Source organism: Sphingomonas sp. UBA978, from assembly GCF_002292295.1.
Taxonomy (GTDB): domain Bacteria; phylum Pseudomonadota; class Alphaproteobacteria; order Sphingomonadales; family Sphingomonadaceae; genus Sphingomonas.
Map to the genome: position 1 here is coordinate 70,061 of NZ_DBBS01000005.1, position 25,695 is coordinate 95,755.

Consider the following 25,695-nt stretch of genomic DNA (forward strand, 5'->3'; position numbering starts at 1 on the left):
GCGGCATTCCGTTTACGCGGACCTACCGCGCGATCCCGCCTGCTGCGAGCACCGCCAGCGTTACCAGCTCGCTCGCGGTGGAAGTCATCGGCGCGATCTGCACCGGCTTTTCCATGCCGATCAGCATCGGGCCGATCACGCTTTCGCCGCCCAGTTCGCGCAGCAGCTTGGCGGCGATATGCGCCGACTGCAGGCCGGGCATGATGAGGACGTTGGCGGGGCCGGAGAGGCGCGCGAACGGATAGTTCGCCAGCTGCTTCGGATTGAGCGCGACGTCAGGCGGCATCTCGCCTTCATATTCGAAGCCGACGTTGCGACCGTCGAGCACCGACACCGCGTCGCGGATATTGTCGACCCACGCGCCCTTCGGATTGCCGAAGGTCGAATAGCTCAGCATCGCTACGCGCGGTTCGTGGCCCATGCGGCGCGCGACCTGCGCGGTCTGTTCGGCGAAATCGGCGAGCTGTTCGCCGGTCGGACGCTCGTTGACCGTGGTGTCGGCGATGAAGACGGTGTGGCTCTGCCCGACGAGGACGTGGATGCCGAACGGGGTGCGCCCCGCCTCGGGATCGATGACGCGCTTCACCTGCCGCATCGATTCCGCCCAGGTGCGGGTGATGCCGGTAATCATCACGTCCGCTTCGCCGAGCTGAAGCAGCGCCGCACCGAAGACGTTGCGATCCTGGTTAATCATCCGCTCGACGTCGCGGCGCAGGTAACCGCGACGCTGCAACCGCCCATAGACGAAGTCGACCATCTTCGGGACCAGCGGCGAATGGCGGCTGTTGTGGACCTCATATTCCTGCGGGTTGGCGACGCCGAGCGCCTTCAGGCGATCGTAGACGTCGTCGCGGCCGACCAGCACCGGCGTGCCATAGCCGCCCTCCTTGAACGAGATCGCGGCCCGCAGCACCACTTCCTCCTCGCCCTCCGCGAACAGCACGCGCTTCGGCCGCGCGCGGGCGCCTTCATAGGCCAGGCTGAGCACCGACGTGGTCGGGTTGAGCCGCGCGCGCAGCGTCTGCCGGTAGGAGTCCATGTTGATGATCGGCTTGGTCGCGACGCCCGAATCCATCGCCGCCTTGGCGACCGCGGTTGGCACCAGTTCCATCAGTCGCGGATCGAACGGCGACGGGATGATATATTCGGGGCCGAAGCTGTGCTGCACACCATAGGCCATCGCGACCTCTTCGGGCACGCGCTGGCGCGCCAGTTCGGCGATGGCGTTGGCGGCGGCGATCTTCATCGCATCGTTGATGCCGGTCGCGCGCACGTCGAGGGCGCCGCGGAAGATGAAGGGGAAGCAGATGACGTTGTTCACTTGGTTCGGATAGTCCGAACGGCCGGTGGCGACGATCGCGTCGGGGCGTGCCGCCTTGGCCAGTTCGGGGCGAATTTCCGGTTCGGGATTGGCCATCGCGAAGATGATCGGCGAGGGCGCCATGTCCTTGACCATCTCGGGCTTGAGCGCCCCCGCCGCCGACAGCCCCAGGAACATGTCGGCGCCGTCCAGCGCCTCGGTCAGGCTGCGGCGGTCGGTGACCGCGGCGTGCGCCGACTGCCACTGGTTCACGTCCTCGCGGCCCTGGTAGATCACGCCGGTGCGGTCGCACATGATGACGTTGTTGTGGCGCACGCCCATCGCCTTCATCAGCTCGGTGCAGGCGATCGCCGCCGCGCCCGCGCCGTTGACGACGATCTTGACCTCGTCCAGCCGCCGCCCGGTCAGCAGGCAGGCGTTGATGAGGCCCGCGGCGCAGATGATCGCGGTGCCGTGCTGGTCGTCATGGAAGACCGGAATGTTCATCCGCTCGCGCAGCGTCTGCTCGATGATGAAGCATTCGGGCGCCTTGATATCCTCAAGATTGATGCCGCCGAAGGTCGGCTCCATCAGCTCGACCGCGTCGATAAAGCGATTCACGTCCTCGGTCTTGAGCTCGATATCGATCGAGTCGACGTCGGCGAACCGCTTGAACAGCACCGCCTTGCCCTCCATCACCGGCTTGGAGGCGAGCGCGCCCAGATTGCCCATGCCGAGGATCGCGGTGCCGTTCGAGATGACCGCGACGAGGTTACCCTTTGCCGTGTAATCGTAAGCGGTTGACGGATCGTCGGCGATCGCCTGAACCGGCACCGCGACGCCGGGCGAATAGGCAAGCGCGAGGTCGCGCTGCGTCGCCATCGGCTTCGATGCGATGATCTCGATCTTGCCGGGACGCCCCTCCGAATGGAACAGCAGCGCCTCGCGCTCGGAGAACTGGATGGACGCTTCGTCGGACATGGGACCTCGCTGACGGGCTGACTGTCCGGCTCTTGGCCGGTTCGGGCGGGGCTTTCAACCCAAGGCGCGAAGGCTTATGCTCGCCACATGAAGCATGAGGCCGATATCGCTCCTCGTACGCGCCGCCTCCCCGACGCGGAGGATTTCGCACGCGCCAAGGCGATGTACGCTGCGGAGGAAGGCGTCGAGCATGTCGTCGTCGGGCAATGGCTGCTGACCTGGGGTACGCCGGAGTTCAAAGATTTTCCCGACTGGCTGGCTGAACAATATGGTTGAACCGGGTGGCTGAGGTCGTCTGGCGATCGCAGGCAGTGAACGACATCCGTGCCATCGCCCGATACATCAACGACCACGATCCGAGAGCCGCCAGCGACATATCCTCACGGTTGCTCGATCTTGGTGAAAGCCTGGCCTCTTTTCCGCGACGTGGTCGCCCACGGGGCGACGAACGCGAGATGACGAGCGTACCACCCTACATCCTGCGCTACCGCGTGGAAGGCGACACCGTCTTCATCCGCCACGGCGCCCGCAACACAGACTGAGCACGCATGACCACCCCCACCCCGATGATGGCGCAATATCTCGGCCTGAAGGCGGAGGCGGAGGATTGCCTGCTGTTCTATCGCATGGGCGATTTCTTCGAGCTGTTCTTCGACGATGCGCGGATCGCCTCGCAAGTCCTCGACATCGCGCTGACGTCGCGCGGCGAGCATGAGGGCGAGAAGATTCCGATGTGCGGCGTGCCGGTCCACGCCTCCACCGCCTATCTGCAGCGCCTCATCAAGGCCGGGCATCGCGTCGCCATCGCCGAACAGACCGAGACGCCGGCGGAGGCCAAGGCGCGCGGCGGCTACAAGGCGCTGGTGGCGCGCGGGATCGTGCGCGTCGTCACCGCCGGCACCCTCACCGAAGAGGCGCTGCTCGACGCGCGCCAGGACAATTGGTGCGTCGCAATCGGCGAGGCGGCGGGCGCGGTGGCGATCGCCGCGGCGGACGTGTCGACCGGACGGTTCGAGGTGATCGACTGTCCGACAGCGGCGCTCGACGCCGAACTGGCGCGGCTGGGCGCGGCGGAGGTGGTCGCGTCCGAGGCGGGCGAGCAGGCCCATGCCGCCACGACGCTGCGCCCGAAGCAGGGCTTCGACAGCGGCACCGGCGAAACCCGGCTGAAGGCGCTGTTCGGCGTCGCGACGCTGGACGGCTTCGGCCAGTTCAGTCGCGCCGGCCTCGCCGCGGCGGGCGGCCTCGTCGCCTATCTCGAACATACCGCCAAGGGCGCCCTCCCCTTCCTGCGCCCGCCGCGGCTGACGCAGGCGGCGGAGACGATGGCGATCGACGCGGCGACGCGCGAGAGCCTGGAGCTGACCTGCACCACCGGCGGGCAGCGCAAGGGCAGCCTGCTCGACTGTATCGACCGCACGGTGACGGGCGCCGGCGCGCGGCTGCTCGCCGCCGATCTCGGGGCGCCGCTGATGGACAGGGCCGCGATCGATGCGCGGCTCGATCTCGTCCAGTATTTCCACGACGCCGCCGGCCAGCGCGAGCAGGTGCGCGGCGCGTTGCGCGCCCTGCCCGATATCGGCCGCGCGATCGGGCGGCTGGCGGCGGGGCGCGGGTCCCCACGCGATCTCGGCCAGCTGCGCGACGGGCTGAACGGGGCGTGGCACCTGGGCGAGCGGCTGGCGAAGATCGACGCGCCGCTGGCGTTGCTCGACCGGATCGCACCGCGGCTGCGCGGCCATGGCGCGCTGATCGACCTGCTCAAGCGCGCGCTCGTGCCCTCGCCGCCGATCGAGGCGAGCGACGGCGGCTATATCGCCGCGGGTTACGACCTCGCGCTCGACGATCTGCGCGATGCGGGCGCGGGCGGGCGCAAGGCGATCGCCGCGCTGGAAGCGGAGATGAAGGCCGCGACCGGCATCGCCGCGCTCAAGATCCGCCACAACAACGTGCTCGGCTATCATGTCGAGGTGCCGGCGCGATCCGCCGATCCGCTGATGCAGCCCGACAGCGGATTCACGCATCGCCAGACGCTGGCCGGTGTCGTCCGCTTCAACACGCCCGCGCTACACGAGGTCGCCGCCCGCGTGTCGCAGGCGGGCGCGCATGCGCTCGCCGCGGAGGCCGCGCATCTGGAGGAACTGACCGCTTCCGCGCTGGCGCATCGCGAGGGCATAGCCGCCACCGCCGACGCGCTCGCGCGGATCGACGTCGCCGCCGCGCTCGCCGAACGCGCGTCGGAAGGGCAATGGGCACGGCCCGCGCTCGCCGATCATGCCTGTTTCGATATCGTCGGCGGCCGGCATCCGGTGGTCGAGTCGGCGGTGGCAAAATCGGGCGACCGCTTCGTCGCCAACGATTGCACGATGACCCCGGATTCGCGGCTGTGGCTGGTCACTGGCCCGAACATGGGCGGCAAGTCGACCTTCCTGCGCCAGAATGCGCTGATCGCGGTGCTGGCGCAGGCGGGCAGCTATGTTCCCGCGACCAGCGCGACGCTGGGGCTGGTCGACCGGCTGTTCAGCCGCGTCGGCGCGTCGGACAATCTGGCGCGCGGGCGGTCGACCTTCATGGTCGAGATGGTCGAAACCGCGGCGATCCTCGCGCAGGCGACGCCCAACAGCTTCGTCATCCTCGACGAGGTCGGACGCGGCACCAGTACCTATGACGGGCTCGCCATCGCCTGGGCGGTGGTCGAGGCGATCCATGAGGACAATCGTTGCCGCTGCCTGTTCGCGACGCATTACCACGAGCTGACCCGGCTGGCGGAACGCTGCGAGGCGCTGACGCTGCACCATGTCCGCGCACGCGAGTGGAAGGGGGAACTGGTGCTGCTCCACGAACTCAGCACCGGGCCGGCGGATCGCAGCTACGGCCTCGCGGTGGCGCGGCTGGCGGGCATGCCGCCGGCGACGGTGGCGCGCGCCAAAGCGGTGCTGGCCAAGCTGGAGGCGGGGCGCGCCAAGACCGGCGGGCTGGCGGCGGGCCTCGACGACCTGCCGCTGTTCGCCGCCGCGCAGGTCGCCGAAGAGGAGCAATGCGATGCGATCCGCGGCGCGGTCGAGGCGCTCGACGTCGATGCGCTGACGCCGCGCGAGGCGCTCGATACCCTGTACCGGCTAAAGGCGCTGACCCGCGAGGGGTGACGGCGGCAAAGCCGGGTGTCGCGCCGACGTGCGACCCGCTATGACCGCCGCCATGGCAGGCCGTTTCGATCACATCCCCAACCGTCGCACGATCATCGACCGGCGTGCGCTCGCCGAGCGGATCGCGGCGATCGATGCCAGCGATGCCGCCCTGCGCGCGCAGGTTGCGGCGACGCTGAAGACCGCGCTCGTCGAGGGGCGGGCGGAGATCGAACGACGGCTCGCGACGCATCCCTCGCGCGGGCTCGAGGCCTCCAACGCGCAGGCCTATCTGACCGACGCGCTGCTGCGCGTGCTGTTCGACGTCGCGACGCAGCGGCTGCATCCGATTTCCAATCCGACCGCGGGCGAGCGCCTGACGCTGATCGCGGTCGGCGGCTATGGCCGGGCGGAGATGGCGCCCTATTCGGACGTCGACATCGGCTTCCTCACCCCGGGCAAGCAGACGCCCTGGGCAGAGCAGGTCATCGAATCGATGCTCTATGCGCTCTGGGACATCGGGCTGAAGATCGGCCATTCCAGCCGCTCGCTCGACGAGATGGTGCGCCAGTCCAAGGCCGATGTGACGATCCGCACCGCGCTGCTGGAGGCGCGCTACGTGACCGGCGACACCGGCCTGTACGACGAGGCGGCGACGCGCTTCAAGACGGAGGTGCAGCACGGCACCGAGCGCCAGTTCATCGCCGACAAGCTCGCCGAGCGCGACGCGCGCCACCGCAAGATGGGCGACACCCGCTATGTCGTCGAACCCAACGTCAAGGAGGGCAAGGGCGGGCTGCGCGACCTGCATGCGCTGTTCTGGATCGGCAAATACATCCACGATGTGCAGCGCGGTGCCGACCTAGTCGATGCCGGATTGCTGACCGCGGAGGAATATACGCTGTTCCACCGCGCCGACAATTTCCTGCAGGCGGTGCGCTGTCACCTGCACAGCGTCACCCGCCGGGCGGAGGATCGGCTGACCTTCGACGTGCAGCGCGAGATCGCGACGCGGATGCGCTTTTCCGATCGCCCGGGCAAACCCGCGGTCGAGCGGTTCATGCAATATTATTTCCTGCAGGCGAAGACGGTCGGCGACCTGACCGGCGTGTTCCTCGCGCATCTCGACGAAAGGTTTGCGGCGCGCGGGCGGCGGTTCGGGCTGCCGACGATCCGCCGGCGGCCGGGCAAATTGCAGGGTTTCGTCCTCGATCGCGGCCGGCTGGCACTGCCGCGCGACGATTATTTCATCGAGGACCCGGTCCGGCTGATCGAGATCTTCCAGCTCGCCGACCTGCATGGCGTCGAGATCCATCCGCTGGCGATGCGGGCGGCGAACCGCGACGCACGGCTGATCGCGCGCCACCGCCGCGATCCCCGCGCCAACGTCCTGTTCCTCGACGTGCTGACGTCCCCGCGCGATCCCGAGCTGGTGCTGCGCTGGATGAACGAGGCGGGGGTGTTCGGCCGCTTCGTGCCCGATTTCGGCCGGGTCGTCGCGCAGATGCAGTTCGACATGTACCACCATTATACCGTCGACGAGCATACGATCCGCGCGATCGGACTGCTGGCGCGGATCGAGCGCGGCGAGCTGAAGGAGGATCATCCGCTCGCCTCCGCGATCATCCGGCACATCGTGTCGCGACGCGTCCTGTACGTCGCGGTGCTGCTGCACGATATCGCCAAGGGGCGCGGCGGCGACCATTCGATCCTGGGTGCGGAAGTCGCGGAGCGGCTCTGCCCGCGCTTCGGCCTCACCCCCGCCGAGACCGAGACGGTGGCGTGGCTGGTACGCTGGCATCTGCTGATGTCCGCCACCGCATTCAAGCGCGACCTCAGCGATTTCAAGACAATCCTCGATTTCTGCGAGGTGGTGCAGAGCCCCGAACGGCTACGGCTGCTGCTGGTGCTGACGATCGTCGATATCCGCGCGGTCGGGCCGGGGACGTGGAACGGCTGGAAACGCCAGCTGCTCTCCGACCTTTTCGAGGCGGCGGAAGAGGTGCTGCGCCTCGGCCACAAGCAGCGCGGCCGCGGCGAGCGGATCGCGACGCGGCAGGAGAATCTGCAGGCGACGCTCGGCTGGGACAATGCGCGCTTCGCCGCCTTCGTCCGGCGCTTCCCCGAGGCCTATTGGATCGCCGAGCCCGACGACGTGCTCGCGCACAACGCCCGCTTCATCGCCGCCGCCGGCGATGCGCAGCTGTCGATCGACGCGCAGGTCTATTCGGAACGCGGCGCGACGCTGGTGACGATCTACGCCGCCGACCATCCGGGCCTGTTCTACCGCATCGCCGGCGCGATCCACGTCGCCGGCGGCAATATCATCGACGCGCGCATCCATACGACGCGCGACGGCATGGCGATCGACAATTTCCTCGTGCAGGACCCGTTCGGTCGCCCGTTCGACGACCTCAGCCAGCTGGGGCGGCTTCGCACCGCGATCGAGGATGCGCTCGCCAATCGCGGCAAGCTCGCCGACCGGCTGGTCGCCAAGCCCGCCGCCCGCACCCGCGCCGACGCGTTCGAGATCGTCCCCAACGTCCTGATCGACAACCGCGCCTCGAACCGCTTCACGGTGATCGAGGTCAACGCCCGCGACCGGCCGGCGCTGCTCAACCAGCTGGCGCAGGCGCTGTTCCAGTCGAAGGTGACGCTGCATTCCGCGCATGTCGCCACCTATGGCGAGCGCGCGGTCGACACCTTCTACGTCACCGATCTGACCGGCGACCGGATCGTCGCACCGACGCGGCTGAAGACGCTGGAGAAGCGCCTGCGCACCGCCGCGGCGGGCGAATCGATCGACGTGGCCGCCTGATCTAGGCCACGCCCGGCGGCGCGAAGGTCAGCATCGTGTCGCCGCTTTCGACCACGGGCCGCTGGCCGGTCGAGAAGAGCAGCAGGCGCCGGTCGGGCTTGAGCACCGCGACCGGTTCCGCCTCCGGGGCGAGGCGCGCGCGATAGGCGTCGTAGGTGTGGACGTCGGTGATCCGGGTGCGGCCGAACGACCAGCCCGCCGCGACCCTTTGCTGCAATTCGTCGACCGTCTCGCCGCCCTCCAGCAGCACCCGTCCACGCCCGCGGGCGCGGCGGTCTTCGTCGACGCCGGTCTGCGTCAGTTTGTCGGTGCCGACCTCCGGCCCCAGATCGCCGCAGACCAGCGCATTGTAGGAATCGCTGTCGGTGGCGGCGATGACATGCTGGAACTGGAGCATGTCGAGCGTGTCCTGCGTCACCTCGTCGAGGATGTCGCCGCGATGCACCTCCAGCTGTTTCTTGCGCGCGGCGCGCAGCGCGAACTTGGCGGTATCGGCCACCGTTACCTTCAGCCCCAGGGCTTGCAGCGCGACGCCGAAGGCGGTGGTGAAGCTGTTGGCGCCAACCAGCAGCACCCCCTCCCCCTTGCCCTTGTCGATGCCGAGCCGGCGCGCGACCCAGGCCGCCGAGAAGCCGTGCGCGAAGATCGTCGCGACGACGACGCCGAACACCAGCGGCACCAAAGCATCGGCGTCTTTCATTCCAAAATCGTCGAGCCGCAGCGCGAACAGGCTGGTCACCGCGATCGCCACCACGCCGCGCGGCGCGATCCACGCGACGAACAGCCGCTCGCGCCACGGCATCTTCGAGAAGGCGAGGCTGGCGAGCACCGTCACCGGCCGCACCACGAACAGCAGCAGGAGCAGGAAGATCAGGAAGCGCGCCTGAAAGCGCTCGATCACGCTCCATTGCAGCGTCGCCGACAGGATGATGAACACGCCCGAGATCAGCAGGACGGCAAGGTCCTCCTTGAAATGCTTGAGCGCGGCGGTCGATTGGGTCTGGCGGTTGGCGAGCACCACGCCCATCACGGTGACGGTGATGAGCCCCGTCTCATGCTTGATGAGGTCGGCGAGGACGAAGCCGGCGATGACGGTGACGAGGACGCTGGGCGCCTTGAGATATTCGGGGATATAGCCGCGGCGGAAGGCGGTCGTCAGGCCGAACCCCAGCCCGACGCCGATCAGCCCGGCAACCAGGGTCGCGGCGGCGACGTCGAACCCAATCGCGACGACACTGCGGTCGGGGCCGACATAGGTGATATAGGCATAGATCGCGACCGCGAGCAGCGCACCGATCGGATCGTTGACGATCCCTTCCCATTTCAGCGTATCGCGCACCCGCGCAGGGACACGCAGCGTCCGCAACATCGGCCCGATCACGGTGGGCCCGGTCACGACAAGGATGCCGCCGAACAAGGCCGATATGCCGAGCGGCAGGCCCGCCCCGTAAAAGGCCGCCGCGGTGCCGAGCACCCAACCGACCGGCACGCCGATCACGACCAGACGCAGCACCGCCGATCCGGCATGACGCAAATCGCGGAAGTTGAGGCTGAGGCCCCCTTCGAACAGGATCACCGCGACGGCGAGCTTGATGATCGGTTGCTGCAACGCGCCGAAGTCGCGCTGCGGATCGATAAGCCCGGTGACCGGCCCGGCGAGCACGCCCGCGATCAGCATCAGCGCGATCGCCGGCCGCCCGGTGCGCCACGCGATCCATTGCGCACCGATGCCGAGCACACCGATCAGCGCCAGTTTGACGAGCAAGGAATCGAAGATCAGCGGCTTTCCCCTTTTGGCGGTCCCAATCGCTCCCACCGGGTGTCGGTTCCGGTCGCAGCGGCAACCATGTTGCGGCGCAGCGAAGACGTAGCGGGACGGATGCCAAAAGAAAGGGCCGGCCGCATCGCTGCGGCCGGCCCAGTTGGTCGTTGCCTCGTGGGATCAGAAACGGGCGCGGATGGTCGCGCCATAGGTGCGCGGCTCGGCGAGGAACTGCGAGAACAGCTGGCGCGAACCCGGATACTGTGGATCCTGGAACGCCGCCGACGTGCCGCCTTCCTGGAACGGCGAGTTGAAGGCGACCTGCGCATAATCGATGTTGAACAGGTTCTGGCCCCAGAATTCGAGGCTGAACTTCTCGTCCGGGGTCCGCAGGCCGATGCGCGCGTTGACGATGGCATAGCCGTCCTGCGTCTTCTGCGGGAACAGGTCGGAGCCGGTGTTATAGTCGCTCGTCACACGGGTATCGGCGTAGAACAGCGCCGAATAGCCACCGCCGATCTGCGGCGTCCACGATGCCGAGGCGGTGGTGACGATGTCCGCGGAGTTCGACAGCCGCTGCCCGGGCAGCTTGCGCAGCGACTGGTTGAGCGGTGCACCGGCACCGGTCCCGACCAGATTGTCGCGATAGCCGGTGTCGGTGAAGGTCGCACCCAGCGACACGCGCACGTCGCGCGCCGGGGCCAGCGTCGCCTCGAGCTCGACGCCCTGCGCGCGGACGCCGTAGCCGACGTCGCCCGACGGGCAGGCGCCGCTGGTGCCGGCGGCGGCGTTATAGTTGCTCGCGGCGGTGAACTTGCTCTGGTCGCGGTCGGCGCCGTTGAGGTTGGTCGAACAGCCGTTGATGTTCTGGACGATGAAGACGCTGCCGTCGAAGGTGTTGAGCTGGAAGTTCTTGAAGTCCTGACGGAAGGCCGCGACGCTCAGCGTGAACGGGCCGGTGCCGTATTTCGCGCCGATCTCGAACGAATTGACCGTCTCCGGCGCGAACTGGAGCGCGCCGACCAGCGCCTGCGCGCCGCCCTGCGAGGCGAAGGAGAAGGTCGGCAGCTTCAGCGCCGAACGGTCGAGGTTGAACCCGCCCGCCTTGTAGCCACGCGAATAGCTGCCGTAGACGAGCAGATCGTCGATCGGCTTCCACGACAGGATGCCGGTGCCGGTGAACTGATCCTCCTTGCGCTGGCTGTTGATCGTGACGCCGTTCAGCTCCGCGGTGGAATTGCCCTGGCACGACAGGCCGATGATGCCGCCCGCGACCGCGGCGAGGCCGGCGTTGGTCAGGAACGGAGTCAGCGCCTGCTGGTTGGCGACGCAGCCGGTGTTGTCGTTGGTGAACGCGGCGTCGAACTTCTTGCGTTCGTTGGTGTAGCGGACGCCCAGCGTCAGATCGAGCGTGTTGGTGAGGTGGACGATATTGTGCGTGAACAGCGCCCAGTTGCGGCTGTTCTGGTTGTAGACGTCGCGGGTCGAGCCCTTGTCGTTGATCGCGTCCAGCGTATCGATCGCGCGCACGATGGTCGCGCCGGCCGCACCGAACGGCCCGGCCGCGCTCGACAGCGCGCCGCGGCCGCCCGCGGTGATGCAGCCCGCCGAGGTCGGCGAGTAGAAGCCCGCCAGCGCCCCGCCCGAGATCAGGCGACAGGTGGCGAAACGCCCATAGTCCCGCCCGAAGCGCAGATTGTCGAGCACGCGCAGGTCTTCGTTCGCGAAGAAGCCGCCGACCAGCCAGTCGAGCTTGTCGTTGAACAGCGAACCGTTGAGGCGGACTTCCTGCGTGAAGGTGCGGAAACGGCGCGCCGCATTGCCGTTGGCGGCGCGATAGAGAATGTCGACGCGGCTGTAGTCGGTGTCCGACCCCTGCGACGAATCATAGTCGCGATAGGCGGTGATCGAGGTCAGCCGGGTGCTGCCGAAATTCCAGTCGAGCTGGCCCGAGACGCCCCAGTCCTTGGTCGTGCCGGCGAAGCTGCGGCCCTGGCTGACCGAGACGTCGCGGCTGTAGCCGGGCCGATTGACCAGATTGAGCGGCTGGCCGAGATCGCGGATGACGTTGACGATGTTGTTGCCGTTGCTACCGGCGATGCCGCTCGCATTGACCGAGCCCAGCCCTGCGTTGACCGAGGCCAGCGGCTCGTTGAGGTTGCCGATCGCCTGATTGACCGACCGGTCGACATAGGTCGCCGCGCAGCATTTCTCGTCGCGCTTGGTATAGTCGCCGATCAGGCGGAAGCTGATGTCGGCGCTCGGCTCGAAGCGCAGCTGGCCGCGCACGAAATAGCGGTCGCGATCGTTGACGTCGGTGTTGTTAGTATAGTCGCGGTAGAAGCCGTCGCGCTTGACGTAGACGCCGTCGACGCGCGCCGCGATCGTTTCGCCGAGCGGCAGGTTGAGATTGCCGGCGACGCGATAGAAATTGTAATTGCCGTAGGTCGCCTCCGCCCCGCCGGTGAAGCCCTGGAAGGACGGCGCCTTGCTGACGATGCTGATGAGGCCCGCCGACGAATTGCGGCCGCCGAGCGTGCCCTGCGGGCCGCGCAGCACCTCGACCCGGTCGATCTCGCCCAGTTCGGTGAGGCCGATGCCCGAGCGCGACCGGTAAACGCCGTCGATGAACACCGCGACCGAGCTTTCGAGGCCGGGGTTGTCGCCGACCGTGCCGATGCCGCGGATACGGGCCGAGCCATTGGCTTCCGATCCGGTCGACGACACGAGCAGCGACGGCGCAAGCTGGTTGAGCTGGCGGATGTCGTTCGCACCCGAATTCTGCAGCGTCTCGGCCGAGACGGCGGAGATGGCGACCGGGACGTCGGCCAGCGCCTGCGCGCGGCCCTGCGCGGTGACGACGATATCGCTGACGTCGGCCTGATCCTGCGTCACCGAGGCGCCCGCGGCAGCCGACGTCGTCTGCGTCGCGGGGGTCGCCTGTTCCGGAGACGTGTTCTGCGCCAGGGCGGGCGTGGCAATCGCGATCGTCGCTGCCGACAGCAAATATGCGGTAAGGCGCATGGTCATCTCTCTCCTGAACGATTTCGTTTTTCGAATATCGGGTTTTCTTTTGAGGCTAGGGTCGCTCAGGCGTGAGCGTCTAGCAATTTGTACCCGAAATCCGACTTTTCGAACGGAGTGTCGCCAATGCGCAACACCGGGCCCGTTGCCGGACCCGGTGTTCAAAAAAGCATGACGCTACGGAAAGCGTTTCATCGCGATAAAGTGCGACAGCAGGGTTTACCCGGCTGCCGGCGCGGCCGATTACTTGGGCGCGAGCACCATCAGCATCTGGCGGCCTTCCATGCGCGGATAAGCCTCGACCTTGGCGGTTTCGGCGACCTGTTCGGCGACACGCTGCAGCACGGCCATGCCGAGCTGGCCGTGGCTCAGTTCGCGACCGCGGAAGCGCATGGTAACCTTCACCTTGTCGCCCTCCTCGATAAACTCGGCGACCTTCTTCATCTTGGTGTCGTAATCGTGGTCGTCGATGTTCGGACGCATCTTGATCTCCTTGATCTCCTGCGTCTTCTGCGACTTGCGGGCGAGGTTAGCCTTCTTCTGCGCCTCGTACTTGAACTTGCCGACGTCGAGGAACTTGGCGACGGGCGGATCGGCGTTGGGCGACACCTCGACCAGATCCAGGCCGAGTTCCTGCGCCTGCGCCATCGCCTCACGCGTGTACATCACGCCAAGATTCTCGCCCTCATGGTCGATCACGCGGACCTTGGGGCTGACGATCCACTCGTTGAAACGAGGGCCATTCATTGGCGGCGCCTGGTTCGGCCGGCGCATCATGGGAGGACGTATGGGTATAGCTCCTGCAGTGGTTTGAATCGCATATAGGCGATTATCGTGCCGAATTGAAGGCTAGTCGAGTTCGTCGAGGCGAATCGTCACACCGGCGAAGAGCGCGGCCACCGGCTGATGCGCCTCGAACTCCGCGACTTCGACATAGCGGCCATCGACGGGATTGCGGTGGATGCGGATCGTCTGGCGGACGGCATCGACCACCCAATAGTCGCGCACGCCATGTTCGGCATAGAGCGGCCCCTTCACCCGCAGGTCGTAACCCAGCGAGCTGTTTGCCACCTCGATCACCAGCGTGAGGTCCGGTCCACGCACCTGCCGCGGCATACCGCCCTTGGCCCAGACCGCCAGATCGGGCTCCAGCAGGCGGACCGGCGAGAGGGTCACGGAGGGCTCCACGAACAATCGCAGGTGATCGGGCAACCCCCGAACGAGCGCCCGATTGAGCCGCGACTTCATGATCTCGTGCCAGTCTGCCTTTGCCGCCGCCATCGGCACGATCTCCCCGTCGATCAATTCGAAGTTCTCGTTCTCGGCAAAGACCCCGGCCGCGGTCAGCTCATAGACCTGATCGACCGTCAGTCTTGCCGGGATCGCCCCCGACTGGATATCCTGCAGGATAGTCACGCGTTCCTCCTATCGCAGATCGGGCGGCGTCGCCTCGTCGGTCAGCCTGACTACGATCTCCTCCACCGTCACGAATTCCTGCGCCTGGCTGCCGAGGCGGCGGACGGCGACCTTACCCACCTCCGCCTCGCGCTTGCCGACCACGAGCAGCACCGGGACCTTGGCGAGCGAATGTTCGCGGACCTTGTAGTTGATCTTCTCGTTGCGCAGGTCGGTTTCGACGCGGATGCCCGCCTTGCGCAGCGTCGCCGCCACCTGCTCGGCATAACCGTCGGCGTCGGACACGATCGTCGCGACCACCGCCTGCACCGGCGACAGCCACAGCGGGAAACGGCCGGCGTGGTGCTCGATCAATATGCCGATGAAGCGTTCGAACGTGCCGAGGATCGCGCGATGCAGCATGATCGGGCGGTGGCGGTTGCCGTCCTCGCCGACATAGCTCGCGTCGAGCCGTTCGGGCAGCACGGTGTCGGTCTGGATCGTTCCGACCTGCCACGTCCGCCCGATCGCATCGGTCAGGTGAAATTCCAGCTTGGGCGCGTAGAAGGCCCCCTCGCCCGGCAGCTCCTCCCAGCCATATTCGGGCGTGTCGCGGCCCGTCGCGGCGACGGCGTCGCGCAGCGATTGCTCCGCCCAGTCCCACATGTCTTCCGACCCGAAGCGCTTCTCCGGGCGCAGCGCCAGCTTGATCGCATAGCTGTCGAAGCCGAGGTGCTTGTAGACGCTGTCGAGCAGTTCGCAGAACTTGCGCACCTCATCGACCAGCTGGTCCTCGCGCACGAAGATATGCGCGTCGTCCTGCGTGAACTGGCGCACGCGCATGATGCCGTGCAGCGCGCCATGCGGCTCGTTGCGGTGGCAGCAGCCGAATTCGGCCATGCGGATCGGCAGGTCGCGATAGCTCTTGATCCCCTGTTTGAAGATCAGGACGTGCGCCGGGCAGTTCATCGGCTTGAGCGCCATCAGGTCGCCCTCGCCGGACAGCACCGCGCCCTCGTCATCGGTGTTCGGCACCTCGTCCGGCACCACGAACATGTTTTCGCGATACTTGCCCCAATGGCCCGACTGTTCCCACTGCTTGGCGTCCATCAGCTGCGGCGTCTTGACCTCGGCATAATCGGCGGCGTCGAGCCGGCGGCGCATATAGGCCTCCAGCTGGCGCCACAGAATGAAGCCCTTGGGGTGCCAGAACACCGACCCTTGCGCCTCGGACTGGAGGTGGAATAGGTCCATCTCCTGCCCGATCTTGCGATGGTCGCGCTTGGCCGCCTCCTCCAGCATGAAAAGATGCTGGTCGAGCTGCTTCTTGTTGAGCCAGCCGGTGCCGTAGATGCGGCTGAGCATCGCGTTCTTCTGGTCGCCACGCCAATAGGCACCCGACACGCGCGTCAGCTTGAACGCCTGCGGATCGAGCTTGCCGGTGGAGACCATGTGCGGGCCGCGGCACATGTCGAGCCACTGGCCCTGGCGATAGATCGTCAGTTCCTCGTTATTAGGCAGTTCGGCGGCCCATTCGGCCTTGAACGTCTCGCCCTGCCGCGTCCACGTCTCGATCAGCTGTTCGCGGGTCCAGACCTCGCGCGTGAACGGTTCGTTGCGCGCGATGATGCGGCGCATCTCGTCCTCGATCGCGGGCAGGTCGTCCTCGGTGAACGGCCGGTCCTTCGGCGCGAAATCATAATAAAAACCGTCGTCGGTGGCGGGGCCGAAGGTGATCTGCGTGCCGGGGAACAGGTGCTGCACCGCCTCCGCCATGACGTGCGCGAGATCGTGGCGGACGAGTTCAAGCGCATCCGCCTCGTCCTTCGCGGTCACCAGCGCGAGATTGGTGTCACCCTCGAACGGGCGGTTGAGATCGCGCACCTGCCCGTCGATCCGCGCGGCGAGCGCCGCCTTGGCGAGGCCCGGCCCGATCGCGGCGGCGACGTCCGCGGGGGTAGTCCCGGGCGCAACCTCGCGGACGGAACCGTCGGGCAGCGTGATACGGAACATGGCGGACATGGGGAGATTTCACCTTTTTGTTGAAACTGCGCAGATAGGGTGACGACGCCTATATAGGCAAGCGTCGCCACGCTTGCTTTCCGGCAGCCCTGACCGCGGCCCCGATTCCCTACGTCACCCCGGACGTGTTCCGGGGTGACGATGTATCGGGGGTATTCTATCGTTCAGATCATGCCGAACGGCACCACCCGGTTGCTCTGGGTATGGCCGATGTCCGCCCGCCCGAGATACGGCACGCCGAGGTCGCGGCACCAGCGCTGCACCATATATTCGAGGCTTTCGGCCCATTCGGGCTCGTTCGGCTTGATCGCGGTCGCATCGCCCAGCCGCACGCCGGCAATCCCCTTCAGCTGCGTCGCATGGCCCATGTGGAACAGCAGCCGGTCGATATTGTACATCGGTTCCGACACCTCCTCGATCAGCAGGACGTGATCGGTCAGGTCGGGCAGATAGGGCGTGCCGATCAGGCTGCCGAGGATCGACAGGTTGAACGCCGCCGCCGGCCGCCCGTCGAGCCCCGGCTCCAGCCCCTGCCGGTCGCCGCGCGCCAGCCAGCCGAGCGACCGCGCGACGGTGACGTCGCCCTGTTTGCGGCGAATGTCGCTCGCCATCGGGCCGTGGCAGGGCCGGCCGATCCGCCGCGCGTAGAGCGCACCGAGCAGGAACCCCATGTCGGAATAGCCGAGATAGGTCTTGTGCCGCGCCGCCGGCCCCAGTTGCGGCATCACCAGCGGCAGGATGCGGTTCGAACCATAGCCACCGCGCAGGAACCAGATCGCGTCGAAACCGGGATCGTTGGCGAATTCGAGGAAGGCGGATGCGCGGCGCGCGTCGCTGCCGGCGAAATGGCCGTCGACCTCCCAGCATTGCGGATGGACGATCAGATCGACCTCCGGATAGGCGAGCGCGGCGAAGGCGATGAACGGCGCCTCGGCATCCTTGTTGCCGATGCTGGCCGGCGCCACCACTCCAATCCGCATGCCCTGATCGCCTCGTCTCTTGCCCGCGCTGGCCTGCGTCGATAGCGCGGCGGGATGGCGAACGGCAACATCCCCTCATCCGTGCAGGGCTCCATCGGGGGCAAGCGCTTCTTTCTGGTCGGCATCGGCGGGTCGGGGATGATGCCGCTGGCGACGATCCTGCGTGGCCGGGGCGCGCTGGTCGACGGGTCGGACCGCGGGCTGGACCAGGGCCGCGTCCCCGCCAAGTTCGACGCGTTGCGCGCCCGCGGCATCGGCCTGTTCGCGCAGGACGGCAGCGGCGTCACCTCGGCGGAGCAGATTGTCGTCGCCTCCGCCGCGGTCGAGGACAGCGTAGCCGATATCGTCGCGGCGGACCGGCTCGGCTGCGCCCGGGCGAGCCGTGCCGACCTGCTGAGCAGCCTGTTCAACCAGAGCCGCCTGCCGATCGGCGTCGCCGGCACCAGCGGCAAATCGACCGTCACCGGCATGATCGGCTGGATCCTGCACGCCACCGGCCGCGATCCCACGGTGATGAACGGTGCGGTGATGAAGAATTTCGCCCGCCCCGACGCCGCCTTCGCCAGCGCGCTGGTCGGCGCGGGCGAGGCGTTCGTCAGCGAGGTCGACGAAAGCGACGGGTCGATCGCGCATTACCGGCCGCGCATCGCGGTGCTCAACAACGTCAGCCTCGACCACAAGGGGCTGGACGAATTGCGGCGCCTGTTCGCAGGCTTCATCGCCGGGGCGGAGACGGCGATCGTCAACCTCGACAATGACGAGGCCGCGGCGCTTGCCCGGGCGTTGCCGAAGGAGCGGCTGGCGACCTTCGGACTCGACCGCGACGCCGACTTCGCCGCGCATGCGATCGTCGAGGCGCCCTTCTCGGTCGCGTTCGACCTGATCGCCGGGGGTGGCGCGCCGATCCCGGTCCGGTTGCAGGTACCGGGCCGCCACAATGTCGCCAATGCGCTCGCGGCGATCGCCGCCAGCGTCGCGGCGGGCGTGCCGCTGGCCGACGCGGCGCAGGCGGTCACGGGCTTCACCGGCCTGCGCCGCCGCTTCGATCTGGTCGGTGAGGCAGGCGGCGTCGCGGTGATCGACGATTTCGGGCACAACCCCGACAAGATCGCGGCGACGCTCGACACGCTGCACGCCTTTCCCGGCCGGCTGCTGCTGCTGTTCCAGCCGCACGGCTATGGCCCGCTCAAGGTGATGCGCCGCGAACTGGTCGCGATGTTCGCCGACCGGCTCAGCGCCGACGACGTCCTGGTGCTGCCCGATCCGGTCTATCACGGCGGCACCGTCGCGCGCGAGGTCGGCAGCGCCGACATCGTCGCCGACGTCGCCGCCGCCGGCCGCGTCGCCGCGCACATTGCCGACCGCGCCGCCGCCGCCGCCCGGCTGGTCGAGATGGCACGCCCCGCCGACCGCATCGTCGTGATGGGCGCGCGCGACGACACGCTCGGCCTGCTCGCCGCGGACATGCTGGCGGCGCTGGCCGCGAAGGGCTAGGCTGGCGGCGGAGGTACGCAGCGATGAACCCGTTCACCGATCATCCGGCCACGGTCGGCGAGAGCTATACCGAGCATTTCCACGTCGCCACGCATTTCGGCCTGCGCATGATCGCGGGCGGGATCGGCGCGGTGCTGCACGGCATCTTCCCTTTCCTGTGCAAGACCACCGGCAGTCGCACGATCGAGGCGCTGCACGGCGAGATCGTCGCCAAGCGCGGCGACGTGGTGCAACAGAGATCGGTGGAATTCATCATCTGATGTAAAGCGCGCTTGACGTAAAGCTCACTTTCCATGTAAAGCTTCCTTCACAACGACTCGAAGGAGGCCCAGATGCGTTTCTCCCCCGCCCAGCGCCGCTACAACCGGCGCATCATCGTCCTCGCCATCATCTATGCCGCCGTGCTGCTGCCGGTCTGCTGGCTGTTCGCACGCCACCTCGTCGCCGGGCCGCTCGCCTATGCGCTCGGCATCCTGCCCGCCCTGCCGGTCTCTGGCTTCTTCGCCGTGATCGGCCTGTATCTCGCCGAGGAAACCGACGAATATCTGCGGATGCTGCTGGTGCGGCAGGCGCTGGTCGCGACCGGCCTCGCAATGACCACGGCGACCTTCTGGGGCTTTCTGGAGGGGTTCGACCTCGTACCGCATCTCGTCGGCTATGCCTGGCCGATCGTATGGTTCGCCGGCCTCGGCCTCGGCGCGGGCGTCAACGCGCTGATCGAGCGGAGGGCGGCATGAACAACCGCCTGCGCGACCTGCGGGGGCAGCGCGGCTGGTCGCAGCAGCATCTCGCCGAACAGCTCGAGGTCAGCCGGCAGAGTGTCAATGCGATCGAAACCGGCCGCTACGACCCGTCCCTGCCCCTCGCCTTCAAAATCGCCGAACTGTTCGACCTCGCCATCGAAGACGTCTTCGTCAGTCCATCCAGGGAGAAGTGATATGATCCGTTATTTCGGCCTCCGCCTCGCCGCCACCGCCCTGACGCTCGGCGTCGTCTTGCAACCCGCCCCCAGCCATGCCGCGACGCCAGCGCCCGCGATGCAGATGGCCCGCATTTCCGTCGTCGCATCGGGCAAGGGATCGCCGGTGATCCTCATCCCCGGCCTGTCGTCGCCGCGCGCGGTCTGGGACGGCGTCGTACCCGAACTGGCCAGGCGCCACCGCGTCTATGTCGTGCAGGTCAACGGCTTCGGCGGCGACGCACCGGGCGCGAACCTGACGCCCGGCATCCTCGACGGCATCGTCGCCGACCTGCATACGCTGATCGCGAAGGAACGGATCGCCGGCGCCGCGGTGATCGGCCATTCGATGGGCGGGCTCGCCGCGCTGATGCTCGCCAGGGCGCATCCGGCGGATGCGGGCAAGCTGATGATCGTCGATTCGCTGCCCTTCATCGGCACGCTCTATGCCCCCGGCGCGACCGTCGCGATGGTCGAACCGCAGGCGAAGGCGATGCGCGACGCGCAGCTCGCGAGCTACGGCAAGCCCGCCAGCGACGCGACGGCGACCGCCACCGCGAACCGGCTCGCCGCGAAGCCGGCGTCGCGCGCGCTGGTCGAACGCTGGTTCAAGGCCGCCGACCCGCGCGTGTCCGGACAGGCGATGTACGAGGACCTGACCACCGACCTGCGCCCCGCGATGAAGCAGATCGCGACGCCGATCACGATGGTCTATCCCTGGTCGCCGACCGGGCCGACCAAGGCGCAGGCGGACGCGCTCTACAAGACCGCTTATGCCGAGACGCCGCACGTCACCTTCGTCGATATCGGCGATGCCGCGCACTTCGTGATGCTGGACCAGCCCGAAGCCTTCGCCCGCGCGGTCGACGCCTTCGCCGGCCGCTGAGCGATGGGCAGGAGGGCGGGCGAGGCTCCACATCCCGCCCGGCCCGCGATAAGGAAGTGGCCATGACCCAGCTGCCCCGCCCCCGTCTCGCCTATCACCACACCGGGGGCGACGGCCCGACCGTCGTCTTCCTCCCCGGCTATGCCTCCGACATGCAGGGGACCAAGGCCGTCGCGCTGGAGGGCTGGGCACGGGCGACGGGGCGGGCGTTCCTGCGCTTCGACTATGGCGGCTGCGGCCAGAGCGAGGGCGCGTTCGAGGACCAGACGCTCGCCGGGTGGCGCGACGACGTCGTCGCGATGCTCGACCAGATCGCGACCGGGCCGGTGGTACTGGTCGGATCGTCGCTCGGCGGCTGGCTGATGCTGCTCGCCGCCCGGGCGCGGCCCGCCGCGGTGGTCGGGCTGGTCGGCATCGCACCGGCGCCCGATTTCACCGACTGGGGCTTCTCGACCGAGGACAAGATGACGATCCTGACCGAGGGCCGGCTGGCACGCGCCAACCCCTATGGGCCGGAGCCCACCGTCTACACCCGCGGCTTCTTCCAGTCGGGCGAGGCGAACCGGCTGATGTTCGGCACGATCCCCTTCGACGGTCCGGTGCGGCTGGTGCAGGGACAGGCCGACCCCGACGTGCCGTGGCACCGCACCGTGCGGCTGGGCGAGATGATCCGTTCAGCCGACGTGCAGACGCTGCTCATCAAGGATGGCGATCATCGCCTGTCGCGCGACACCGATATCGCCGCGATCGTCCGGGCGACCGAGGACGTGCTGAACCGCTTATGATCCTGCTTCTCGCCGCCGCGCTTCAGGCCGCTTCTCCCGCCCCTTCCACCGTCGCCACCGTCAGGGGCGCCGACCCGCGCGAGGCGCGCTACGACCTGTGCGTCCGGCTGGCGAACAGCGATCCCGCCGCCGCCCGTGCCGAGGCGGTGCGCTGGGCGACCAGCGGCGGCGCATGGTTCGCGCGGCAATGCGCCGGCCTCGCCTATACGCAGGAGGGCAATTTCCCGGCGGCCGCCGCCGAATTCGAGGCGGCCGCCAAAGCGGCGGAGGCGGCGCGCGACCGCCGCGCCGCCAATTACTGGGCGCAGGCCGGCAATGCGCGGCTGGCGGCGGGGGATGTGCCCCGCGCGCGTGCCGCGCTCGACACCGCGCTGGTCGCGGGCACGCTGGAGGGTTTCGCGCTCGGCGAGGCGCAGCTCGACCACGCCCGCGTACTGGTCGCGGCCAACGAACCGGAGGCGGCGCGCCGCGACATCGACCTCGCGCTGACCCATGCCGCCGACGACCCGCTTGCCTGGCTGCTGTCGGCGACGCTGGCACGGCGCGAGGGCGATCTGGTCCGCGCGAAGAAGGACATCGCCGAGGCGCTGAAACGCGCCGCGGACGACGCCTCGGTCCAGCTCGAGGCCGGCAACATCGCCGCCGCCGCCCGCGACGAGGCCGGCGCACGCACCGCCTGGACGCAGGCGGCCCGCCTCGCCCCCGATGCCCCCGCCGGCCGCAACGCGCGCGCCGCGCTTGCCCAGTTCGACGCGCCCGCGGCGAAGCCCTGACGCCGTGGACACCCTATGGCCGGCCATGCGTTGAGGGGCTAACCATCCATCGCCATCAGAACAGGGTTTCGCATGCAGTACCTCCACACCATGATCCGCGTCACCGATCCGGACGCGACCATCGCCTTCTTCGAGCTGCTCGGCCTTCAGGAGGTGCGGCGTCTGGAGAACGAGAAGGGGCGCTTCACCCTGATCTTCCTTGCCACCGAGGCGGACATGAACGGCCCCGGCGAACGCGCCAAGGCGGAGGTCGAGCTTACCTACAATTGGGACCCGGAGGAATATGGGAGCGGTCGCAACTTCGGCCATCTCGCCTATCGCGTCGACAATATCTACGACACCTGCCAGCGGATGATGGACGGGGGCGTGACGATCAACCGCCCGCCGCGCGACGGCAACATGGCGTTCGTCAAGACGCCGGACGGCATCTCGATCGAGCTGTTGCAGGCCGGCGATGCGCTGGCGCCGGCCGAGCCGTGGACGTCGATGCCGAACACCGGGAGCTGGTGATGGCCCTGGAGATCGTCCGCGTCCCCGTGCTCAGCGACAATTACGCCTGGCTGGTCCACGACCCGGTCAGCGGCGAAACGGTCGCGGTCGACCCGGGCGAGGCGGCGCCGGTACAGGCCGCCGCCGCGGCACGGGGCTGGACGATCGGCCAGGTATGGACGACGCACTGGCACCCCGACCATACCGGCGGCAACGAGGCGATCCGCGCCGCCGGCGCGCGGATCACCGGCCCCGCCGCCGAAGCCGCCAAGATTCCGACGCTCGACGAGACGGTCGGCGAAGGCGACGTCGTGCGGATCGGTACGGAGGTCGCGACGGTCCTGCACGTGCCCGGCCACACCGCGGGCCATATCGCCTTCCACCTCGCCGATGCGGGCGCGATCTTTACCGGCGACACGCTGTTCGCGATGGGCTGCGGCCGACTGTTCGAGGGCACGCCGGCGGAGATGTTCGCCAACATGCAGCGCTACGCCGCCCTCCCCGACGCGACCGAGGTCTATTGCGGCCACGAATATACCCAGTCGAACGGCCGCTTTGCGCTAACCGTCGAGCCGGACAATGCCGCGCTGGTCGCGCGGATGATGCACGTCGACGAGGCGCGCGCGGCGGGCGAGGCGACGGTGCCGACGACGATCGGGCTGGAGCGGGCGACCAACCCGTTCCTGCGCGCGCGCGATGCGGCCGAGCTCGGCCGGTTGCGCGAGCAGAAAGACACTTTTCCCGGCTGAGCTGTTCGGCCGGGCACGACAGGAGGTTCTCATGAAGACCGCAGGATCGTTGATCGCCGTCGCTCTGCTGGCTGCCGCCTGCACGCAGACCCCGCAGGAACGGATCGCCACGCAGGAGGCCAATGCCGCCGCCGCGGCCAAGCTCGGCAAGCAGCTCGCCGGGCTGACCCCCGGCCCGTCGACATCCTGCATGCCGCGCTTCCCGACGACGCAGGTGCAGGCGTTCGGCCCGACGATCCTCTACACGGTCAGCCGCGGCCTCAAATACCGCAGCGATACCGCCGGCGGCTGCGAGCGTGTCGGGCGCGGCGACATCCTCGTCACCCGCTCGCCGACCGGTCAATTGTGCCAGGGCGACATCGCGACGACGATCGACCAGACAGGCCGGACGTTCAGCGGCAGCTGCTCGTTCGGGCCGTTCGTCCGCTACAGCAAGTCGGGGTCGTGACGCGATGACCCGGCCGCTCGCCGCGCTGGCGCTCGCCCTGCCGTTGCTCGCCGCCGGATCGGACCCGCTCGCGGGCCGTGTCGCAGGGGCTCCACAACGGTGCATCTCCGTGTCGGCAACCAACGGCCCGTCGATCGTCGATGCGAAGACGATCCTCTATACCGAGGGTGCCGGACGCCGGGTCTGGAAGACCGGACCGATCGGCGCCTGCCCGTCGCTGGAGCCGCTGACGACGCTGATCGTCGACATCTACGGCGGGCAATTGTGCCGCAACGACCGGTTTCGCGTACTGACGCCGGGCACCTCGATCCCGTCCGCTTACTGCCGCTTCACCGAATTCACGCCTTATGTGAAGGTCGCGGACGCGCCGAAGCCGGATTGACGGGGACGACGATACACCCCCTGCCCAGCCCGCCCGACTTGGGCTAGCCAGCGCACATGATGACCCGATTCGTCCGACGGCTGAGTGGCGCGATCGTCATCGCGATCGGCGTGGCCGTCGGCGTCTTTCTCGTCGACGGGCGCGCCGACGGCGCGGCCATCGCGCTGGTCGGCGGAATCGCGGTCGCGCTGGCGGCGATGGGCCGCGGCGACGAGGGGCAGGCGACCACCGGGCACACCGGCCCGGATGCGAACCTGCTGCTCGGCGAGGTGCTCGACGTGATCGCCGAACCGGTGCTGCTGGTCCGCGGCGGCATCGTCACCTGCGCCAATGCCGCCGCCGGGGCATTGCTCGGCCGCCATATCGTCGGCGAGGACGTGCGCGTCGCGATCCGCCATCCCGCCGCCGCCGACCGGCTCAGCTCGGGTGCGCCACTGCCCGGCCGGCCGGTCGAGCTGGTCGGGCTCGGCACCCCCGACCAGCGTTGGGAGATGCGGACCGGCGAAACCGGCGACGGCGCTCGCATCGTCCATCTCGTCGACCAGAGCGGCAATTACGCCGCCGAGAAGATGCGCGTCGATTTCGTCGCCAACGCCAGCCACGAACTGCGCACGCCGCTCGCCTCGATCCTCGGCTTCATCGAGACGCTGAACGAGGAGGCAGGTGAGGACCCGGGCCTGCGCAAACGCTTCCTCGACGTGATGTTCGCCGAGGCGCAGCGGATGCAGCGGCTGGTCGAGGATTTGATCTCGCTGTCGCGGATCGAGGCGGAGAAATACCGCCTGCCCGGCGACCGGCTCGACCTCGGCGAGCTGCTCGAGGATGTCGCGGCGGAGATCGCGGCGGCGCGCAGCCCGCGCGCGGACGATGTCGGCGTCACCATCGAACCCGACCTGCCGCAGGCGATCGCCGACGAGGCGCAACTGTCGCAGCTGTTCCACAACCTCATCGGCAATGCGATGAAATATGGCCGCCCCGGCACGCCGGTGACGGTGACGCTGGGGCTCGACCGGTCGGGCCTGCTGCGGCTGACCGTGGTCGACGAGGGCGAGGGCATCGCCCCCCAGCATATTCCGCGCCTGACCGAACGATTTTATCGCGTCGACGCCGGGCGCAGCCGCAGCGTCGGCGGCACCGGCCTGGGCCTCGCGATCGTCAAGCATATCGTCGAGCGGCATCGCGGCCGGCTCGACATCGCCAGCAAGGTCGGCATCGGCACCACCGTCACCGTCGCGATTCCGCCCGCCGAACCGGTTGCCGGGGGCGCTGTCATCAAAGGGTAACCGAACCGTCACACAGGCGGATCGGGGCGACGCGGAGTCGC

23 protein-coding genes are annotated in these 25,695 nt (G+C 68.2%); 16 read left to right on the forward strand and 7 right to left on the reverse strand.

What is annotated here, in order from left to right:
• Positions 1 to 22: 22 nt before the first annotated feature.
• A complete protein-coding gene (locus tag B2515_RS01860; RefSeq protein ID WP_293872976.1) occupies positions 23 to 2,281 on the reverse strand; it encodes an NADP-dependent malic enzyme in 2,259 nt (752 codons plus the stop codon).
• 87 nt (positions 2,282 to 2,368) lie between these two features.
• Between B2515_RS01860 and B2515_RS01865 the strand changes: the two genes are divergently transcribed.
• The 4 genes from B2515_RS01865 to B2515_RS01880 are packed head-to-tail and all read left to right on the forward strand — an operon-like array spanning position 2,369 to position 8,224.
• Positions 2,369 to 2,557, forward strand: coding sequence for a hypothetical protein (locus B2515_RS01865; protein ID WP_293872978.1), 189 nt, complete (start codon positions 2,369 to 2,371; stop codon positions 2,555 to 2,557).
• Positions 2,558 to 2,562: 5 nt separating this feature from the next.
• Positions 2,563 to 2,823, forward strand: a complete 261-nt coding sequence (locus B2515_RS01870; protein WP_293872980.1) for a type II toxin-antitoxin system RelE/ParE family toxin — start codon at positions 2,563 to 2,565, stop codon at positions 2,821 to 2,823.
• A 24-nt stretch (positions 2,824 to 2,847) separates the two neighbouring features.
• Complete coding sequence (gene mutS / locus B2515_RS01875; RefSeq protein WP_293873508.1) at positions 2,848 to 5,427, forward strand: DNA mismatch repair protein MutS; 2,580 nt, start codon at positions 2,848 to 2,850, stop codon at positions 5,425 to 5,427.
• 52 nt (positions 5,428 to 5,479) lie between these two features.
• On the forward strand, positions 5,480 to 8,224 hold the full coding sequence (locus tag B2515_RS01880) for a [protein-PII] uridylyltransferase (RefSeq protein WP_293872982.1): 2,745 nt from the start codon (positions 5,480 to 5,482) through the stop codon (positions 8,222 to 8,224).
• Between the two features lies 1 nt (position 8,225).
• Here B2515_RS01880 and B2515_RS01885 read toward each other — a convergent pair whose 3' ends face one another.
• The 6 genes from B2515_RS01885 to B2515_RS01910 all read right to left on the reverse strand — a co-directional run bounded on the left by B2515_RS01885 (position 8,226) and on the right by B2515_RS01910 (position 17,407).
• A complete protein-coding gene (locus tag B2515_RS01885; protein ID WP_293872985.1) occupies positions 8,226 to 9,989 on the reverse strand; it encodes a cation:proton antiporter in 1,764 nt (587 codons plus the stop codon).
• A 177-nt stretch (positions 9,990 to 10,166) separates the two neighbouring features.
• Complete coding sequence (locus tag B2515_RS01890; protein ID WP_293872988.1) at positions 10,167 to 13,010, reverse strand: TonB-dependent receptor; 2,844 nt, start codon at positions 13,008 to 13,010, stop codon at positions 10,167 to 10,169.
• A gap of 243 nt (positions 13,011 to 13,253) precedes the next feature.
• Positions 13,254 to 13,787, reverse strand: coding sequence for a translation initiation factor IF-3 (gene infC, locus B2515_RS01895; protein ID WP_163959129.1), 534 nt, complete (start codon positions 13,785 to 13,787; stop codon positions 13,254 to 13,256).
• Positions 13,788 to 13,859: 72 nt separating this feature from the next.
• Positions 13,860 to 14,426 (reverse strand): Uma2 family endonuclease, encoded by a 567-nt coding sequence (locus tag B2515_RS01900; protein ID WP_293872994.1) that lies wholly within the window; start codon positions 14,424 to 14,426, stop codon positions 13,860 to 13,862.
• 9 nt (positions 14,427 to 14,435) lie between these two features.
• Positions 14,436 to 16,427, reverse strand: coding sequence for a threonine--tRNA ligase (thrS, locus tag B2515_RS01905; protein WP_293872996.1), 1,992 nt, complete (start codon positions 16,425 to 16,427; stop codon positions 14,436 to 14,438).
• A gap of 164 nt (positions 16,428 to 16,591) precedes the next feature.
• Positions 16,592 to 17,407 (reverse strand): LD-carboxypeptidase, encoded by an 816-nt coding sequence (locus B2515_RS01910; protein ID WP_293872998.1) that lies wholly within the window; start codon positions 17,405 to 17,407, stop codon positions 16,592 to 16,594.
• Between the two features lie 54 nt (positions 17,408 to 17,461).
• Between B2515_RS01910 and B2515_RS01915 the strand changes: the two genes are divergently transcribed.
• From B2515_RS01915 to B2515_RS01970, 12 genes are all read left to right on the forward strand, one after another.
• Complete coding sequence (locus B2515_RS01915; protein ID WP_293873001.1) at positions 17,462 to 18,901, forward strand: glutamate ligase domain-containing protein; 1,440 nt, start codon at positions 17,462 to 17,464, stop codon at positions 18,899 to 18,901.
• Between the two features lie 23 nt (positions 18,902 to 18,924).
• Complete coding sequence (locus B2515_RS01920) at positions 18,925 to 19,161, forward strand: DUF6356 family protein (RefSeq protein ID WP_293873004.1); 237 nt, start codon at positions 18,925 to 18,927, stop codon at positions 19,159 to 19,161.
• Positions 19,162 to 19,233: 72 nt separating this feature from the next.
• On the forward strand, positions 19,234 to 19,638 hold the full coding sequence (locus B2515_RS01925) for a hypothetical protein (RefSeq protein WP_293873006.1): 405 nt from the start codon (positions 19,234 to 19,236) through the stop codon (positions 19,636 to 19,638).
• A complete protein-coding gene (locus B2515_RS01930; RefSeq protein ID WP_293873008.1) occupies positions 19,635 to 19,838 on the forward strand; it encodes a helix-turn-helix transcriptional regulator in 204 nt (67 codons plus the stop codon). Before B2515_RS01925 ends, B2515_RS01930 begins: the two co-directional genes overlap by 4 nt.
• A gap of 1 nt (position 19,839) precedes the next feature.
• On the forward strand, positions 19,840 to 20,745 hold the full coding sequence (locus tag B2515_RS01935; RefSeq protein ID WP_293873010.1) for an alpha/beta fold hydrolase: 906 nt from the start codon (positions 19,840 to 19,842) through the stop codon (positions 20,743 to 20,745).
• Positions 20,746 to 20,807: 62 nt separating this feature from the next.
• Positions 20,808 to 21,530: an alpha/beta hydrolase gene (locus B2515_RS01940; RefSeq protein WP_293873012.1), complete on the forward strand. Its 723-nt coding sequence runs from the start codon at positions 20,808 to 20,810 to the stop codon at positions 21,528 to 21,530.
• The gene (locus B2515_RS01945) at positions 21,527 to 22,303 is read left to right on the forward strand and encodes a hypothetical protein (RefSeq protein WP_293873014.1); all 777 of its coding nucleotides are present in this window, start codon (positions 21,527 to 21,529) and stop codon (positions 22,301 to 22,303) included. The genes B2515_RS01940 and B2515_RS01945 overlap by 4 nt, the downstream gene beginning before the upstream one ends.
• A gap of 72 nt (positions 22,304 to 22,375) precedes the next feature.
• Positions 22,376 to 22,813, forward strand: coding sequence for a VOC family protein (locus B2515_RS01950; protein ID WP_293873017.1), 438 nt, complete (start codon positions 22,376 to 22,378; stop codon positions 22,811 to 22,813).
• The gene (gloB, locus tag B2515_RS01955; protein ID WP_293873021.1) at positions 22,813 to 23,541 is read left to right on the forward strand and encodes a hydroxyacylglutathione hydrolase; all 729 of its coding nucleotides are present in this window, start codon (positions 22,813 to 22,815) and stop codon (positions 23,539 to 23,541) included. The genes B2515_RS01950 and gloB overlap by 1 nt, the downstream gene beginning before the upstream one ends.
• 31 nt (positions 23,542 to 23,572) lie before the next feature.
• Positions 23,573 to 23,989, forward strand: coding sequence for a hypothetical protein (locus tag B2515_RS01960; RefSeq protein ID WP_293873024.1), 417 nt, complete (start codon positions 23,573 to 23,575; stop codon positions 23,987 to 23,989).
• A 4-nt stretch (positions 23,990 to 23,993) separates the two neighbouring features.
• Complete coding sequence (locus B2515_RS01965; RefSeq protein ID WP_293873027.1) at positions 23,994 to 24,371, forward strand: hypothetical protein; 378 nt, start codon at positions 23,994 to 23,996, stop codon at positions 24,369 to 24,371.
• A gap of 56 nt (positions 24,372 to 24,427) precedes the next feature.
• Positions 24,428 to 25,654, forward strand: a complete 1,227-nt coding sequence (locus tag B2515_RS01970) for a sensor histidine kinase (protein WP_293873030.1) — start codon at positions 24,428 to 24,430, stop codon at positions 25,652 to 25,654.
• Positions 25,655 to 25,695 lie beyond the last annotated feature (41 nt).

What these genes read in the sequence shown, in the direction of transcription:
- B2515_RS01915 (WP_293873001.1), top strand. Translation starts at nt 17,462, where the DNA reads ATGGCGAACGGCAACATCCCCTCATCCGTGCAGGGCTCCATCGGGGGC.
- B2515_RS01865 (WP_293872978.1), top strand. Translation starts at nt 2,369, where the DNA reads ATGAAGCATGAGGCCGATATCGCTCCTCGTACGCGCCGCCTCCCCGAC.
- B2515_RS01935 (WP_293873010.1), top strand. Translation starts at nt 19,840, where the DNA reads ATGATCCGTTATTTCGGCCTCCGCCTCGCCGCCACCGCCCTGACGCTC.
- B2515_RS01970 (WP_293873030.1), top strand. Translation starts at nt 24,428, where the DNA reads ATGATGACCCGATTCGTCCGACGGCTGAGTGGCGCGATCGTCATCGCG.
- thrS (WP_293872996.1), bottom strand. Translation starts at nt 16,427, where the DNA reads ATGTCCGCCATGTTCCGTATCACGCTGCCCGACGGTTCCGTCCGCGAG.
- B2515_RS01940 (WP_293873012.1), top strand. Translation starts at nt 20,808, where the DNA reads ATGACCCAGCTGCCCCGCCCCCGTCTCGCCTATCACCACACCGGGGGC.
- B2515_RS01950 (WP_293873017.1), top strand. Translation starts at nt 22,376, where the DNA reads ATGCAGTACCTCCACACCATGATCCGCGTCACCGATCCGGACGCGACC.
- B2515_RS01965 (WP_293873027.1), top strand. Translation starts at nt 23,994, where the DNA reads ATGACCCGGCCGCTCGCCGCGCTGGCGCTCGCCCTGCCGTTGCTCGCC.
- B2515_RS01930 (WP_293873008.1), top strand. Translation starts at nt 19,635, where the DNA reads ATGAACAACCGCCTGCGCGACCTGCGGGGGCAGCGCGGCTGGTCGCAG.
- B2515_RS01920 (WP_293873004.1), top strand. Translation starts at nt 18,925, where the DNA reads ATGAACCCGTTCACCGATCATCCGGCCACGGTCGGCGAGAGCTATACC.
- gloB (WP_293873021.1), top strand. Translation starts at nt 22,813, where the DNA reads ATGGCCCTGGAGATCGTCCGCGTCCCCGTGCTCAGCGACAATTACGCC.
- B2515_RS01880 (WP_293872982.1), top strand. Translation starts at nt 5,480, where the DNA reads ATGGCAGGCCGTTTCGATCACATCCCCAACCGTCGCACGATCATCGAC.
- infC (WP_163959129.1), bottom strand. Translation starts at nt 13,787, where the DNA reads ATGATGCGCCGGCCGAACCAGGCGCCGCCAATGAATGGCCCTCGTTTC.
- B2515_RS01910 (WP_293872998.1), bottom strand. Translation starts at nt 17,407, where the DNA reads ATGCGGATTGGAGTGGTGGCGCCGGCCAGCATCGGCAACAAGGATGCC.
- B2515_RS01945 (WP_293873014.1), top strand. Translation starts at nt 21,527, where the DNA reads ATGATCCTGCTTCTCGCCGCCGCGCTTCAGGCCGCTTCTCCCGCCCCT.
- B2515_RS01890 (WP_293872988.1), bottom strand. Translation starts at nt 13,010, where the DNA reads ATGCGCCTTACCGCATATTTGCTGTCGGCAGCGACGATCGCGATTGCC.
- B2515_RS01860 (WP_293872976.1), bottom strand. Translation starts at nt 2,281, where the DNA reads ATGTCCGACGAAGCGTCCATCCAGTTCTCCGAGCGCGAGGCGCTGCTG.
- B2515_RS01925 (WP_293873006.1), top strand. Translation starts at nt 19,234, where the DNA reads ATGCGTTTCTCCCCCGCCCAGCGCCGCTACAACCGGCGCATCATCGTC.
- B2515_RS01960 (WP_293873024.1), top strand. Translation starts at nt 23,573, where the DNA reads ATGAAGACCGCAGGATCGTTGATCGCCGTCGCTCTGCTGGCTGCCGCC.
- mutS (WP_293873508.1), top strand. Translation starts at nt 2,848, where the DNA reads ATGATGGCGCAATATCTCGGCCTGAAGGCGGAGGCGGAGGATTGCCTG.